We start from the raw sequence: 14,087 nt of genomic DNA on the forward strand, positions 1-14,087 counted from the left end.
CCCCTTCTTAAGGGGGGCTAGGGGGGATCTGGCCTCAGCGGTAAACAGAAGACCAGCAGTACGTTTGACATTAAGTTGACATCAATAACCAATAACCAATAACCAATAACCAATAACCACTAACCAATAACCAATAACCAATAACCAATAACAAATAACAAATAACCACTAACCACTTGAGAATTTCTATATGACTTCATTTCCCTCCCAAAACCAAAACCAGGTTGTGATTCGCCCGTTTCAGTACCGCGACATCGAGGCGATGGAACAATTGTGCGTGGAAACAGCCGAACAACCAGAAAAACGCAAGGGCGCAAGCTGCGACTTGGTACTAGGTAAAAAGTTTCAGCAGATTCGTCGCTGGTACGGGCTGCTAAAGCTGTTTAGCTTGTTTCCCAACCCTGGTCAGTCGCTGTTTCGAGCCCATGTTGCCGAAGAAGAGGGGACAGTTAAGGGCATAATTCAGATTTCTCCTTTCAACCGCACCCGCAGCACTTGGCGGATCGATCGCGTCGGGGTAGATCCAGAAGCCCGCAGCAAAGGCATTGGTTCGATGCTGATGCGGTACTGCTTCGAGGCAGTCTGGGAGGCACGCACCTGGCTGCTAGAGGTGAATGTCGGCGATAAAACTTCCCTGGCCTTGTACCGCCAGAACGGATTTCAGCCGTTGGCCCAGATGACTTATTGGTCGATCGCCCCGGAACGCCTCCAAGAAATGGCCTCCGCGACGCCAGATTTGCCCAACCTGCTGCCCGTAAGCAACGCTGACGCTCAATTTTTATATCAACTCGATACCGCGTCTATGCCGCCGTTAGTACGTCAAGTATTCGATCGGCACATTCAAGACTTCAAAACCAGTTTCTTCGGCGCCTTATTTGAAGGTGTCAAACAGTGGCTGAGCAAAACAGAGGTAGTCAGCGCCTACGTATTTGAACCGCAGCGCAAAGCTGCGATCGGCTATTTTCAGATACAGCTATCCCGCAACGGCCAACAGCCGCACGTCGCCCAACTGACAGTGCACCCGGCCTACACTTGGTTGTACCCCGAACTGCTATCCCAAATGGCGCGCCTCGTTCAAGATTTCCCAGTCCAAAGCCTGCAACTGGCTTCCGCCGACTATCAGCCGGAACGGGAAGCTTATTTAGAGCAATTTGGAGCCGTGCGTTTGGAACACAGCTTGCTGATGTCGCGATCGGTGTGGCACAAATTGCGCGAGTCCAAGTTAGTCTCCCTCGAAGGACTCCAGCTATCAGAAATGCTGCAAAGCTTCCAGCCAACTCGCAAACCCGTACCGGGTAGGATGTCCTGGCTCGGCCCGATGGCTGGAGAAGCCACAACAGGGCCCGCGTCGTCTGAGATTAAGCCCTTTTTGTTGGACTCCGGAAAAAATCAAGCTAATCAAGTTAACCCTTTGAACAGCCAAAATCCTGAATCTGGAGCAACAGATGCTAGCAGCATTTTGCCTCTGAATTTGCCGGAATTGCCGATCGACGGCGACGCCCCAGAGTAGAACTTAATTTCTGATATAATGTCGGCTAAATTAAGGGTTTGTAGTGAGGACTTTAGTCCTCTTATTTATGCGGACTAAAGTCCTCACTACAAACCGAAAAAACCCAACTTCTTCCCTTCTTCCTTCGCGTTATTCGCGTCTTCGCGGTTCGTAAAAAAATATCCGGCTCAGAAACAAATAAATCTAAAATCTAAAATCTAAAATCTAAAATTGATTGATGTTCAACGAAAAATTATGGATTTCAGCCCTCGGATTAGATATCGGCAGCAAACGAGTCGGCATCGCCGGATGTGACGGCACTGGTTTAATCGCTACGGGGATTACTACTCTGGTACGATCGTCCTTCGATCGAGATGTAGCTTGTCTCAGAGAACTCGTGGAAGAGCGAAGAGTGCAAATTTTGGTGGCTGGCCTGCCCTACTCCCTCAACGGAGAAGTGGGCACTCAAGCCCGAAAAGTCCAGAAATACGCCACTCGCATCGCCACCGCCTTAGAACTCCCCCTAGAATACGCCGACGAGCGCCTGACTTCTGTGGGCGCCGAGGAACTGATCCAAGCCCAAGGGATGTCCCCGTCGCGCCATAAGGGTTTGATCGATCGCAAAGCAGCGGCCTTGATTTTGCAGCAGTGGCTAGACGAGCGCAGACAAAAGCAAAAGCGCAATTCCCAATCCTCATAGGTAGTAACAGAGGCGTGATATCCTAGTTGTGCAAGTTTGCTACGCACACCTGTAAGCGTTGACACATGGGAGAAAAATCCCCAGAACCTCGGTACTGAAGCAGCACATAACTGTGATTTGTCCTCAGTGTCGCTCTGGACTCGGCTGAGATTTAAACGCTGCACTCCTCGCCTGTGGAAAATGTCGCGAGTCTCGCGGTTTAAGTTTGTGGACTGGCGATCGCCCGAAGAGGCCCAATATCGCCACGAAAATCCCCAATTGTCAAGCAAAGATTACTGAATTATTGACGGAAAATTAAGATACACGCGATGTCCTCATCCCCATACCGCAAAGAGAATGGTAATTCCCACGAAACGTCCGTCACCCTGACGGATGAATTTGGGCGATCGCTAACTTGCAACATAGAATATTCGATGAACCTAGAAGGTCAAGAATACGCCTTGCTGTTGCCGATCGACTCTCCTGTAGAAATTTTTACTTGGCACGGAGACGATACCGACGAAGCAGCAATTCCTGTAGAAGACGAGACCGAAATAGACACAATTTTTGATACTGCTAAAGTTGTCCTGCAAGAGCAGAACTTGACACTCCGGCGCACGGCGGTGACACTGACTGTAGTTGGTGAATTGCCGGAATTTCCTGACGAGGATTTGGAGCCTAATGCCGATCCCGATGAGGAGTCAGAGTTCGAGGAACTAATGTGGTTGACCAGCTTCTATCACGAAGAGCAGGAATATGCCATTTATACACCTCTAGACCCGTTTTTTATCTTGGCTCGAATGAATGATGACGGCAAGCCTGAATTGCTCTCGGAAGAAGAGTTCCAAAGGCTGGAACCGATGTTGCCGATGCTAGAAGATCAGTTCTTTGATGAGCTTGATTAGATATTGAGTTCAGTTTTGCTGGGCTTGTGAAGTGCAAAGAAACTGGTTTAGAGTAGGGGCGGTGTCAAGAGTGGCCGCCCGCTTCGGGTTGATGATGTATACTCGATCGACCTGCAATCTCTAATTGCAGAAGGCATGAGGGCAAAAAGCAGAATATTTGACTATTTTAGACAAAAGTCAACTGCTCGGTCGATCGAACTTTTTCCCTGATTCCGCCTTCCTGTCAGCTCGGGCTATAGAATTGGGCAGCGTGAAGGGCATATTTTCAAGGGCTGGTATCCGTAACTTTTCGGTCATCAATCGCAGGTCATCACTCATTAGTCGCTACTTAATCGCCGCTTATCGAGGACAACGGATTATGAGTAAAGAACAACTGACCAAAGGCAGCGCGCGCGAGGGCCAAAAAAAATCCCCGAAAGTCTCTAAATGGTTGTTTTATCTGGCGTTGCTGCCTGCAATTTGGGGAGTTGGCGCTTGGCAGGGCTGGGCTTGGTGGAGCTGGGCTTCTGCCCCTCCTAAAACAGCCGCCGAGTCAACTCCCCCGTCCAAGGATGCTGCTGTTTCGATTCAAATCCCCCCCGGTACTTCCAGTCAAAAAATCGGGCAGGATTTGGAAGCGGCGGGCTTAATTCGATCGGCAGGAGCATGGAATATGTGGGCCCGCTGGCTGACTATGCAAAACCGCGACGGAGGTTTTAAAGCCGGAACTTACCAACTCTCACCGACTCAGCCTCTGAGTGCGGTTGCTGAAAAAATTTGGAAAGGTGAAGTCGTACAGCAGAGTTTCACGATTCCCGAAGGGTGGTCATTGCAACAAATGAGCACTTATTTTGAAGCCCAAGGTTTTTTTCCGGCTAAGGATTTTATGGCGGCGGCGAGTCAAGTTCCCTACGCTGATTACCCTTGGCTACCCAGTGGCTTGCCTCATTTGGAAGGGTTTTTGTACCCGGATACCTATCAGTTAGACGGCGATGCAGTCAGCCCGGAAGCTGTGATCAAACAAATGCTCGGCCGTTTCGAGCGGATAGCTTTACCGGTCTTTCAAAAAAATCAGAACAATACTAAGCTTTCTTTGAAAGAATGGGTGACGCTGGCGAGTATTGTAGAAAAAGAAGCTGTGGTTGCTTCCGAACGCCATCGCATTTCTGGGGTATTTACCAGTCGCTTGAATAAGGGCATGAAATTGGGTTCCGATCCGACGGTGGAATACGCCCTCGGCATCAGACAAACCAAGGAGAAACCTCTGACTTTTAAGCAGGTGGAAACGCCTTCTCCCTACAATACCTATATGAATGTAGGGCTGCCGCCAACTCCTATCGCAGCTCCGGGAATCGCAAGTCTGGAAGCGACTCTGGCTCCTGAAAATACAGAATACCTGTATTTTATGGCTCGATACGACGGCACTCACATTTTCAGCCGCACTCAGGCGGAACACGATGCTGCTGTGGCTCAAGTTGACCAGAAAGTGCGATCGGGTCAATAGATGGCCAAGGACTAATACATATAGCCTTTCGAGCTTTCATATGAGGTACTCATGGGCATAGGGCATAGGGCATAGGGCATAGGGCATAGGGCAGCCTCCGTGGGCATACCTCACCACGCTTGAGAACCGCTAAAAGTAAAAAGTCAAAAGTTATATTGGATTCGGCTACATCGGAATTATACCGAGCGTTTGAGGCTTCTCATGAGCAAGCGGGACAGCACTACACTCCGAAAATGCTGATTCGGATGCAAACGAAAACGATATTACAAAGCAAAAGCCATAATTATTGACTTTTTACTTTTGACTTTTTGAATGTTTAACTTCCCGCTTCTTATTTCTCAATCTAAAATCTAAAATCTAAAATCTAAAATCATTATGACTTGGGGAAAACTACTACAGCCAGACTTAGTTCTAGGCAATTCGGTCGTAAATTTAACGGCTGATATTCTTGAGAAATATCATATTAAAGGATTAGTGTTGGATGTGGATGAAACTCTCGTTCCCATTACAGCAATGAATGCTTCTGAGGAACTCAGCCTGTGGGTGGCAGAAATTAAACCTATAGTATCGCTGTGGTTGGCGAGCAATAATTTAAGTCAGACTCGGATCGGTCGAATTGCTGAGTCTTTGAATCTACCTTACATCACTGGTGCGGCTAAGCCGTCGCGGCGCAAGTTGCGAAAAGCGGTGACGGCGATGAATTTGCCGGTGGAACAGGTGGCGATGGTGGGCGATCGACTTTTTACTGATGTTTTGGCCGGCAATCGTTTGGGTATGTTTACTATTTTAGTTGAGCCAATGGTTGATGCTGGGTATGCGCTTCGCAAGTATCCGGTGCGTTCTTTTGAAGTTTGGGTGTCTCAAGCTTTGGGTGCTTCTCTTGATAGCAGAAAGTAGTCAGTTGACAGTTGACAGTTGACAGTTGACAGTTGACAGTTGGCAGTTGGCAATTGGCAGTTGGCAGTTGGCAGTTGACAGTTGACAGTTGGCATTAGTGCTGTCCCCGCTCCGCAATTATACAATGATCGGCAATTATACAACGATCGCCAATTATACAACGATCGCGATCGCAAACAGCACTACAAATGCAAAACTGAGATGCTTCCTATGAAGACTTGCATTTTTCACTACAAATCAATTTGATTGCGGGCGTGCGATCGCAGATAATATAACTAATAACTAATAACTAATAACTAATAACTAATAACCGATGACTCAAACTATTGTTGTTAAAATAGGAACTTCGACACTTACTCGATCGACTACCGGGAACTTAGCTCTCTCAACTATTGCTACATTAGTCGAGATTTTGGCCGGTTTGCAGCAACAAGGCCATCGAGTAGTGTTGGTTTCTTCCGGTGCGGTGGGAGTGGGCTGCGCGCGCTTGGGCTTGACGGAACGCCCACGAAATATCGCTCTGAAGCAGGCTGTGGCCGCCGTCGGACAAGGGCGGCTGATGCGCGTTTACGATGACTTGTTCACTACTCTACAACAGCCGATCGCCCAAGTATTGCTCACCAGAGGCGATTTAGTACAGCGCAACGGGTATGTTAATGCCTACAATACGTTTCAGCAACTGCTCAAATTGGGCGTAATTCCGATCGTCAATGAGAACGATACTGTAGCGGTAGACGAACTCAAATTTGGCGATAACGACACGCTTTCGGCGCTAGTAGCGAGTTTGGTAGAAGCAGATTGGTTGTTTGTGCTCACGGATGTCGATCGGCTGTATTCAGCAGATCCGCGCAGCAATCCCGACGCACAGCCGATCGCCCTAGTAGAAAGCATGGCACAACTCACAGCATTGGACGTACAAACAGGAGATTCCCGCAGCGGTTGGGGAACCGGCGGAATGGTGACAAAAATTGAAGCCGCCAGAATCGCCACAGCATCAGGAGTACGCACAGTCATCACCAACGGCTGCTTTCCTGGTAATATTGAGAAAATATTGAACGGCGAGGCGATCGGCACTCAATTCGAGCCGCAACCGCGCCCAGTCAACGCTAGAAAACACTGGATAGCCAACGTCTTAATTCCAGCCGGAAAACTCTATTTAGATCCGGGTGCTGTCAAGGCAATTTCCCACGGCGGAAAATCGCTGTTAGCTGCGGGAATTGCTCAAGTAGAAGGAGAATTTCAAGCTGATGATTCCGTGCAGTTGTGCGACGGAGAAGGCAAACAAATTGCGAGGGGACTTGTCAATTATAGCAGCTTAGAGTTGAGACAAATCAAAGGGTGCAAATCAGATAAAATTGCTGAGATTTTAGGTTATGCAGGCGTAGAAACCGCAGTACACCGAGATAACTTAGTGATTGTTTAATTATTAAAATAAGACGTACGAATGGAATTCGCATCTACACAAACGATGTCCGCCTCCGCGGACTGAAGAAGGTAACATAATTTTAACTGCCGGCTCTTCAACCCGCGGAGGCGGGTTTTCTTTGTGTAGGCGCGAATTCCATTCGCCCAGGCGCGAATTCCATTCGCGAGCGTCTTCTCTCGTGGGGTGAGTGCTTGTATAGACGCGGTTTCAACGGTCTTCTTAACAAACGTCTAAACAGTCAAGAGTGCGATCGAACGCAGAAATAGAGGATACTTGCAGCACAGTTTTGCAAGAATTTGTTGTACTGTGTCCAAATAGCTCGTGCATCGCTTCTGTAAATAGTTCAAATACATTTTGTGCTAATTCTAAAGCTGCTTGGCGTTCCGCATCAGAAAGTTCTATCTCTGCTAAAACTTGCAACATCTCCGGTGTATTTAAAATTTGATGATTTTCCAAACCAACATAACTTCCTCCCAAATAAATATATTCTTTTTTATTGATTTTCTCTAATTCCACGATCACTGCTAGCGCCGCCTCACAAAAAACTGTGGCGGTTCCTTCCAAGGCTTCGGCTAACACCAGTTTCTGAATGGGAGAGGCTTTCCAAGCGTAGCGTTCCAGCACCGAACAGAGCGATCGAGTTTTTTTAGTTTCTTCACCCCAAAGCAGCCTGAAGTCCCCGTAACTCATTAATTTGTTGAAACCCAATGTCTCTAGATGTTGCAGATACCCGTACCAGTAGTAGTTTTCTTTGTAAGTATATTTGTTAATCAGTTCCTGAACCTTGTTATTGCTGGAAGAGTCTCGGAGGACGTACTTGTTTAAATCACTCAAGCCCATAGCCAAAGGATCGAGTACAGGTGCAAAAATTAGTCGTTGATTCGGGTGAATGTGTTTATTAGCTAGAAATTCAAATAACGGCAATTTTGCAAACTCATCTTTTTTTTGTGCAATGAATGCCATAATCTCTTTCATAGCTTTTTCCTCGGAGTGGCTGTTCTCAAGATAATCTCGATCCCTGCATTAATTATCTATGTTTGTGAGTCTAAGTAATTGTGTTTCTTGTCATACATATGTGTATTTTAGATCGTATACTTAGCGTGTTTGCCGTCACAAAATAATGTGATTTGCATCATATTATGGAAAATTACCAGAAAGAATTAGTTGAAAGCCTCTCCCTGCTCGGGAGAAATTAAAATCAGACTATTCATTACTCCAATCCTCGGACTTCTAGGTAGAGGTGGCTCTCAAACTGTCAACTGTCAACTGTCAACTGTCAACTGTTGAAAAGATGTCATTGTGAACGTAAGGCATTGAAGTGAAGCAATCGCAGGGGTCTGAGACTATTTTTCTCTGCTATTGCAACCGTAGCGCAGATAAGTATTTAGACTGACACGATCTAAGTCAGGACTTAAGCAGAACCGATTTAAAATAGATCCTGCGATTAAACACACAGATTTTGCGATCGCAAGGGGTAGCTGGCCATGACAGAAATACCTAATTAATGCGTGAGTCCTGTAAGTCTACAAATAACAATTTGCTCTTCCCAGAATTGCCTTTAGGTGCATTGTGAGCTACTCTGTCTTTTGGATCGGTTAAGAAAACAATAGGAGTTAATCTTGGAACGGACTTTTTTAGCGATTAAGCCCGACGGCGTACAGCGCGGACTCGTCGGCGAAATTATCGGTCGTTTTGAAGCCAAAGGCTTTACGCTAGTTGGGATGAAGCTAATCACGGCGAGTCGCGAACTAGCCGAACAGCATTACGCCGTACACAAAGAAAGACCGTTTTTTGCGGGACTGGTAGACTTCATCACTTCCGGGCCGATGGTGGCGATGGTGTGGGAAGGGGGCGGCGTTGTGGCGTCGGCGAGAAAAATGATTGGCGCGACAAATCCTCTGAATTCTGAACCGGGAACAATTCGCGGCGATTTGGCTGTGAATGTTGGTCGCAATATTATTCACGGTTCTGATGCTGTCGAGACTGCAAATCAGGAAATTAGTCTCTGGTTTAAACCTGAAGAATTAAGTGCTTGGACTCCTTGTTTGAGTCCTTGGACTGTGGAGTAGTTTTGATGTTCTCCCGATTGTTAATCGGGAGATATTCTTATTTTTCATAATAATCAAGTCGCATTTATATATTTTTTTTGACCACCCAAATCCCAGAAACCGGGTTGATTCCCTTATCTCTCGTAATCCACCGAAAATTGTCGGAGAAACCCGGTTTATCGCCACGCAGCGAGAGAATTAAACGCACCCAAATCCCAGAAAACTGTGTAAAAATGGTAGAAAAGGGTGCGTGAAAATTCATAGTCCCTGGTATGTATCAGGATTTTTCGCGGTCACACACACTACAACTATAACTCTTTAAAAAATTGAGGACTAAAGTTTTTACTACAAACCTCAAGACAATTCATCAAACAAAAAACCGGGTTTTTTACCAAAACCCGGCTACCATGAACACCAGCAATTTTAACACTGCTCAAACCTCAATTCTTTAATAACTTCATGCCCATTTTCACCTTGTCCAAAATCGTCTTTTGCGACACACAAGTAATCAGACACAACTTGCCACAATTCAAGGTATCACGGCGGACTTCCTGAGCTTTTTCGCCGTACCAAATCTCGCGGGCACTGGTCTCTTTCACATTGCCAATCACCGGATATTCATCGCACAATTTTACATCGCCGCGCGTATCAATCCAGTAATTGCGGAGTCCAACACGACAAGGCCGAGTCGAATCAGGAGCTTTTTGTTCCTGGAAGTGAGGAACCATCAAACGCAATACTTCATCGCTGTTCATAATTGGTGCGCCGTTTTTCTTCATATCTATTAAGCGCTCAATTACCTGTGAAAATTCTTCCCTGTCTTCTTCTTCTACCCACAATTCCGAATAGGTTTCTGGTGTCCAGCGGTTGACTGGTTGGAAGTTCACCGTCGTGGCTCCAATTCCTTTCGCCCAGGTTACAATTTCCTCTAGGTGGCGGAAGTTGAGCCGATTGATAGTTGGTTTGACGTTGATTGGAAACAGGACGTTTTGTTTTTCTTGTTCTTCGCGCAGATAAACGATTCCTTTGGAAAGTCTGTCAAACAATCCGGGTTGACCGCGCAAATAATCGTGCAATTCTGCGTTCGGCCCGTCAACGGACATATTCACATTAAAAGGACGCGCCGCTACAGTTTTCGCTGCATTTTCCCGAGTCATACAATAGCCGTTTGTGGTGACACCGGCGTGGATGCCATTTTTGTTGGCAAATGTCAGCAAGTCTAGAAAACCTTTCTTAATATAAGGTTCGCCACCGCTAAAGTTGATGGAAAATTCGCCGATAAATTCTTTGACACTCAACAGGGCATTTTGCCAATCTTCGATCGTCATTTCGTCTTTATATTCTTTGAGGCGCCAATACTCGCATTGACGGCATTTCACGTTGCAGTGCTCGTTGACAATCCCGTAAAAAGTAACTGGGGTTGTCATGTCTAGCCCTGTATTGATCCGCAGCGATTCGGCTACTGCACTCTTGGTGTGTTTGACGCCCAGTCTGGATAAAGTTAAAGCATCCATGTTTTTGTTCCCTTACGTGTTGTTACTTAAGTCAATGTTATGAAATCGAGCTTGGTAAGTAGGGTTACGTATTTCTCCTTATTCCTCGTTACCTATTCCTCGTGAGTACGTATGCACCATCCTAATCGTCTCTTTGGGATATAGGTAGATGATTTTTAAAATTTTATAATATGAAGTATTGTAACATATTAGTATTTCAAATGTATCAAGCGATTATTTGTGTTTAAAGATGAATCCTGCTTAATAAGTGGCAGAAAGTATCAGCCTGAAATTGACTTAAATCAATAAATTGTAAATCTTACTGAAAATTTGTTAAAAAACTTAATAATTTGGCTCAGTAAAATTACTTAAGTATGCAGTACCAATAACTTAAAGTTATAATGAAATAAGGTGTCCGTACAGCATTTAGCTTCACACAACCTTTAAAATATGAAGGAATTTAAGTATTTCAACGGAAAAAAATGGCGATAAACATGGGACGATATTTGCACGTACTGAAATTGTTCTGGGGTGCAGCGATCGCAGCGGAGCTCGAATACCGGATCAACTTTGTCCTCGCAACCCTCAGCAGCCTCGGAAACCTTGCTGGTAGTTGGTTTGGCCTGTCGCTGTTTTACCGTACTGGCTACAGCTTTTCTGGCTATTCGTGGGAAGAAGCTTTAGTTGTACTCGGCATTTTTACGGTTTTGCAGGGGTTTTCGTCAACTTTTCTGGCGCCCAACCTCAGCCGTATTGTCGATCGAGTCCAGCAAGGTACTCTCGATTTTGTCCTCCTCAAACCCATCAGTTCCCAATTCTGGCTATCTGCAAACACAGTTTCCCCTTGGGGAATCCCGGATTTAATCTTCGGCACCGTATTGTTGCTGTATGCTGCTAATAAATTGGGAGTAGGAATAGGCAACTATTTTTTAACAGCAATACCGTTGTTATTTGGCACTATTACTCTTTACAGTATTTGGTTTATGCTGGGTGCAACCAGCATTTGGTTTGTCAAGATTTATAACGTTACCGAAGTCCTGAGAGGATTGTTAGAAGCGGGTAGATTTCCGATGGCAGCTTATCCCGCAGCTTATCGATTTTTCTTCACTTTTGTAGTGCCCGTTGCCTTCTTGACTACTGTGCCGGCAGAAGCCATGCTGGGCAGAGGTGACATGGTTTGGATCGCAGGGGCGGGAATTTTGGCGATCGGGCTTTTATTTTTCTCCCGGTACTTCTGGCAATTTGCACTCCGCTTTTACACCAGCGCTTCGAGTTGATTCATTCAGTTGACAGTTGACAGTTGACAGCGCTTAAGCTGGAAGGAAGAGGATTGGAGTAATGAATCGTCTTTTTTTGATTTCTCCCGATCGGGGTTCCCGTTTTAAACCAATTATTTGTGGTGAAAAACGAGAGAGGGATCATCTCAGTTTTGCATTTACAGTGCTGTCCCCGCTCGCGTGTTGTACAATACGCGAGCGGGGACAGCACTACAATAAAAAAATGCTTTTTACAAAACTGAGATGATCCCAACGAGAGAAGGTTTGACCAGTCGGGAATAGTACATGAAAATATACAGTTTGAATGCAGTACAGCGGACGGATAAATATTTTTCCCCCTATCTAGTTATATTCTCAAAAAAACAGTAAAATTTCTACATATCCTTGAAATCTAAACTCTCAATCAACTACGCAAACGAGGGCCAACGAATGAAAAGAAAAAAACTGGGCAACAGTAATTTTAATATCAGTGCGATCGGTCTGGGTGGTATGCCTATGTCGTTAAGCGGCCGGCCGCCAGAAGCGGAATCAATTGCGGTAATTCACCGCGCCCTCGATTTGGGCGTTACTCTGATTGACACCGCAGATTCTTATTGCCAAGATGAATCTGACAAACACCACAACGAGCATTTGATTGCCAAAGCTTTGCAAGAGTATACGGGAGATATTCGGGCTGTTACTGTGGCAACGAAAGGTGGTTTAATGCGCCCTCAAGGTGCCTGGACGCGCAACGGTAATCCCCACCATTTACGGCAGACAATTCGCGAAAGTTTTGACGCTTTGGGCGGTCAAAAGCCGATCGACCTTTGGCAATATCACTCGCCCGATCCAGCCTATACAATCGAAGCAGCCCTAGCACCCGCAAAAGAAGCAGTAGAAGCAGGAATGGTTCGATTTATCGGAGTTTCCAACTTTTCTGTAGAGCAGATCAAACGCGCCCGCGATACAGTAGAAATTGTCTCGGTGCAGAATCAGTACAATCCGTGGCACAGACAGCCGGAATCCGACGGTGTACTGGAATATTGCGAAGCCGAAAAACTGACATTTTTCCCCTGGAGTCCTTTGGGGGGAAGCCGTCGGGCCACTAGCTTGCAAGATATGCCTGCGATCGCCAAATTAGCTGCCGAAAAAAACGTTTCAGTTTACTGTATAGTATTAGCTTGGTTGATGGCAAAATCGCCCTGTGTCGTTCCGATTCCCGGGGCTACAAAATTATCGAGCATTGAGGACTCCGTAAAGGCGATCGAAGTTAAATTGACTGATGAAGAATTGCAACAAATTGCAGCAAGTTAGAAACTTCACTGATAAGCTGTTACGCATTTAAGTTGCATATTTGGGGTGATGCTCTGAGTATCGCCCCACAAGATTTTGATAATTTCTTGATATATAATTTGAATGCAGAGTAGCTTATAATACGACAGATTTAATTAGTAAAATTACCCCTTTGTGAGGAATTGAGTTTTATGGAAGCTAATCAAGTGAATGCCGATCGAGACGTAGCAATTGAACATCAAAACGTACCTGTCGCCCATGAAGGACTGCACAATTTTTTATACAGTTCCGACTCAGAACATAGCGCATCGACTGCTATTTCTGAATTAGAAAATGACGGTACGCAAGTAATGTCGATCGATACTTGGCGGATGATAGCAAGCAATGCGAAAGTTGCCGGTGTTTACGCTGTCACGGACTCTTCTCGCAACACTCAATATGTAGGTTATTCGCGAAACATTCTGCTTTCAATCAACGGTCACATTGCCCAAAACGGCGCGGAAAATTGTGCTTTTGTGCGGGTGCAAACTTTTAAATTCCCAAAGCGGGAAGAAATGGAAAGTTTGCGGGATGCTTGGATTGCAGAAATCGGCAGTATTCCGCCTGGAAACGGCGCCCAGAGCGAGATGTGGGCGAGTACGGTGGGTCAAGCAGCGCGATCGGCAATGTCGGCGGCTGAGCAACAAGCTTATGAGGAAAAGAAGCTAAAATTGCGTAAAGCAATGGCAGATTCTACTCTTAGCAAAGAGTTGGAAACAGCGGCTAAAAGTGATGGGGAAGGACACCAACATCTGGAAGCTGTTGTTAATAATGATGATGATTGGAGTGCGGTGATTCAATCGCAAACCCAGGAAACAAAGTCTGAAAAATAATATGCGGTGCTAGATAAAGTTTCGTTTGTTGTCAAGCGAACTGGAAGAACATCAAATGTTTGTAGGTGGCGAGAAACCGGGTTTCTTCGACAAATTTGGGGTAAGTACGAGAAGTATAGGAAGAAACCCGGTTTCTGAGATTATTGTCATCCAATTTTTTGGTTGGGTGGGGGCGGGTTTATTAATATTTGGGATGGTAATTATAGATGGTTGATCAACCCGCTCCTACGGAATTTGGTAATACAA

At 45.8% G+C, this 14,087-nt stretch carries 14 protein-coding genes; 12 read left to right on the plus strand and 2 right to left on the minus strand.

Annotated features, from left to right (window positions below; genetic code table 11):
• The first annotated feature begins 190 nt into the window (after nt 1-190).
• The 7 genes from JGK07_RS22615 (at nt 191) to proB (ending at nt 6,876) form a co-directional block, all read left to right on the plus strand.
• On the plus strand, nt 191-1,510 hold the full coding sequence (locus JGK07_RS22615; protein WP_293207871.1) for a GNAT family N-acetyltransferase: 1,320 nt from the start codon (nt 191-193) through the stop codon (nt 1,508-1,510).
• Nucleotides 1,511-1,727: 217 nt separating this feature from the next.
• The gene (gene ruvX, locus JGK07_RS22620) at nt 1,728-2,189 is read left to right on the plus strand and encodes a Holliday junction resolvase RuvX (protein WP_293182189.1); all 462 of its coding nucleotides are present in this window, start codon (nt 1,728-1,730) and stop codon (nt 2,187-2,189) included.
• 36 nt (nt 2,190-2,225) lie between these two features.
• A complete protein-coding gene (locus JGK07_RS22625) occupies nt 2,226-2,468 on the plus strand; it encodes a hypothetical protein (protein ID WP_293182191.1) in 243 nt (80 codons plus the stop codon).
• Nucleotides 2,469-2,497: 29 nt separating this feature from the next.
• On the plus strand, nt 2,498-3,073 hold the full coding sequence (locus tag JGK07_RS22630; protein ID WP_293182193.1) for a DUF3727 domain-containing protein: 576 nt from the start codon (nt 2,498-2,500) through the stop codon (nt 3,071-3,073).
• Between the two features lie 358 nt (nt 3,074-3,431).
• Nucleotides 3,432-4,556: an endolytic transglycosylase MltG gene (gene mltG / locus JGK07_RS22635; RefSeq protein WP_293182195.1), complete on the plus strand. Its 1,125-nt coding sequence runs from the start codon at nt 3,432-3,434 to the stop codon at nt 4,554-4,556.
• 375 nt (nt 4,557-4,931) lie between these two features.
• A complete protein-coding gene (locus JGK07_RS22640; protein ID WP_293182197.1) occupies nt 4,932-5,453 on the plus strand; it encodes a YqeG family HAD IIIA-type phosphatase in 522 nt (173 codons plus the stop codon).
• A gap of 313 nt (nt 5,454-5,766) precedes the next feature.
• Entirely contained in the window at nt 5,767-6,876 is a 1,110-nt protein-coding gene (proB, locus tag JGK07_RS22645) for a glutamate 5-kinase (RefSeq protein WP_293198983.1), read from the plus strand.
• Between the two features lie 222 nt (nt 6,877-7,098).
• On the opposite strand, the gene JGK07_RS22650 is transcribed toward proB, so the two are convergent.
• Nucleotides 7,099-7,854, minus strand: coding sequence for a hypothetical protein (locus JGK07_RS22650; protein ID WP_293182201.1), 756 nt, complete (start codon nt 7,852-7,854; stop codon nt 7,099-7,101).
• 644 nt (nt 7,855-8,498) lie between these two features.
• On the opposite strand from JGK07_RS22650, the gene ndk reads away from it, so the two are divergent.
• On the plus strand, nt 8,499-8,948 hold the full coding sequence (ndk, locus tag JGK07_RS22655) for a nucleoside-diphosphate kinase (RefSeq protein ID WP_293182203.1): 450 nt from the start codon (nt 8,499-8,501) through the stop codon (nt 8,946-8,948).
• A gap of 419 nt (nt 8,949-9,367) precedes the next feature.
• Here the strand turns inward: ndk and JGK07_RS22660 are convergent, their stop codons facing one another.
• A complete protein-coding gene (locus JGK07_RS22660; protein ID WP_293182205.1) occupies nt 9,368-10,441 on the minus strand; it encodes a radical SAM protein in 1,074 nt (357 codons plus the stop codon).
• Between the two features lie 461 nt (nt 10,442-10,902).
• Between JGK07_RS22660 and JGK07_RS22665 the strand changes: the two genes are divergently transcribed.
• From JGK07_RS22665 to JGK07_RS22680, 4 genes are all read left to right on the plus strand, one after another.
• Nucleotides 10,903-11,697 (plus strand): ABC transporter permease, encoded by a 795-nt coding sequence (locus JGK07_RS22665; protein ID WP_325315485.1) that lies wholly within the window; start codon nt 10,903-10,905, stop codon nt 11,695-11,697.
• 429 nt (nt 11,698-12,126) lie between these two features.
• Nucleotides 12,127-12,990 (plus strand): aldo/keto reductase, encoded by an 864-nt coding sequence (locus JGK07_RS22670; RefSeq protein ID WP_293207877.1) that lies wholly within the window; start codon nt 12,127-12,129, stop codon nt 12,988-12,990.
• A 170-nt stretch (nt 12,991-13,160) separates the two neighbouring features.
• Entirely contained in the window at nt 13,161-13,841 is a 681-nt protein-coding gene (locus JGK07_RS22675) for a GIY-YIG nuclease family protein (protein ID WP_293207879.1), read from the plus strand.
• A gap of 28 nt (nt 13,842-13,869) precedes the next feature.
• The gene (locus JGK07_RS22680) at nt 13,870-14,055 is read left to right on the plus strand and encodes a hypothetical protein (RefSeq protein ID WP_293182211.1); all 186 of its coding nucleotides are present in this window, start codon (nt 13,870-13,872) and stop codon (nt 14,053-14,055) included.
• The last annotated feature ends 32 nt before the right edge of the window (nt 14,056-14,087 follow it).

The organism is Microcoleus sp. PH2017_24_DOB_U_A (genome assembly GCF_020738205.1).
In the GTDB taxonomy this organism is placed as follows: Bacteria; Cyanobacteriota; Cyanobacteriia; order Cyanobacteriales; family Microcoleaceae; genus Microcoleus.

What these genes read in the sequence shown, in the direction of transcription:
- JGK07_RS22615 (WP_293207871.1), top strand. Translation starts at nt 191, where the DNA reads ATGACTTCATTTCCCTCCCAAAACCAAAACCAGGTTGTGATTCGCCCG.
- ruvX (WP_293182189.1), top strand. Translation starts at nt 1,728, where the DNA reads ATGTTCAACGAAAAATTATGGATTTCAGCCCTCGGATTAGATATCGGC.
- JGK07_RS22630 (WP_293182193.1), top strand. Translation starts at nt 2,498, where the DNA reads ATGTCCTCATCCCCATACCGCAAAGAGAATGGTAATTCCCACGAAACG.
- mltG (WP_293182195.1), top strand. Translation starts at nt 3,432, where the DNA reads ATGAGTAAAGAACAACTGACCAAAGGCAGCGCGCGCGAGGGCCAAAAA.
- JGK07_RS22640 (WP_293182197.1), top strand. Translation starts at nt 4,932, where the DNA reads ATGACTTGGGGAAAACTACTACAGCCAGACTTAGTTCTAGGCAATTCG.
- proB (WP_293198983.1), top strand. Translation starts at nt 5,767, where the DNA reads ATGACTCAAACTATTGTTGTTAAAATAGGAACTTCGACACTTACTCGA.
- JGK07_RS22650 (WP_293182201.1), bottom strand. Translation starts at nt 7,854, where the DNA reads ATGAAAGAGATTATGGCATTCATTGCACAAAAAAAAGATGAGTTTGCA.
- JGK07_RS22660 (WP_293182205.1), bottom strand. Translation starts at nt 10,441, where the DNA reads ATGGATGCTTTAACTTTATCCAGACTGGGCGTCAAACACACCAAGAGT.
- JGK07_RS22665 (WP_325315485.1), top strand. Translation starts at nt 10,903, where the DNA reads ATGGCGATAAACATGGGACGATATTTGCACGTACTGAAATTGTTCTGG.
- JGK07_RS22670 (WP_293207877.1), top strand. Translation starts at nt 12,127, where the DNA reads ATGAAAAGAAAAAAACTGGGCAACAGTAATTTTAATATCAGTGCGATC.
- JGK07_RS22675 (WP_293207879.1), top strand. Translation starts at nt 13,161, where the DNA reads ATGGAAGCTAATCAAGTGAATGCCGATCGAGACGTAGCAATTGAACAT.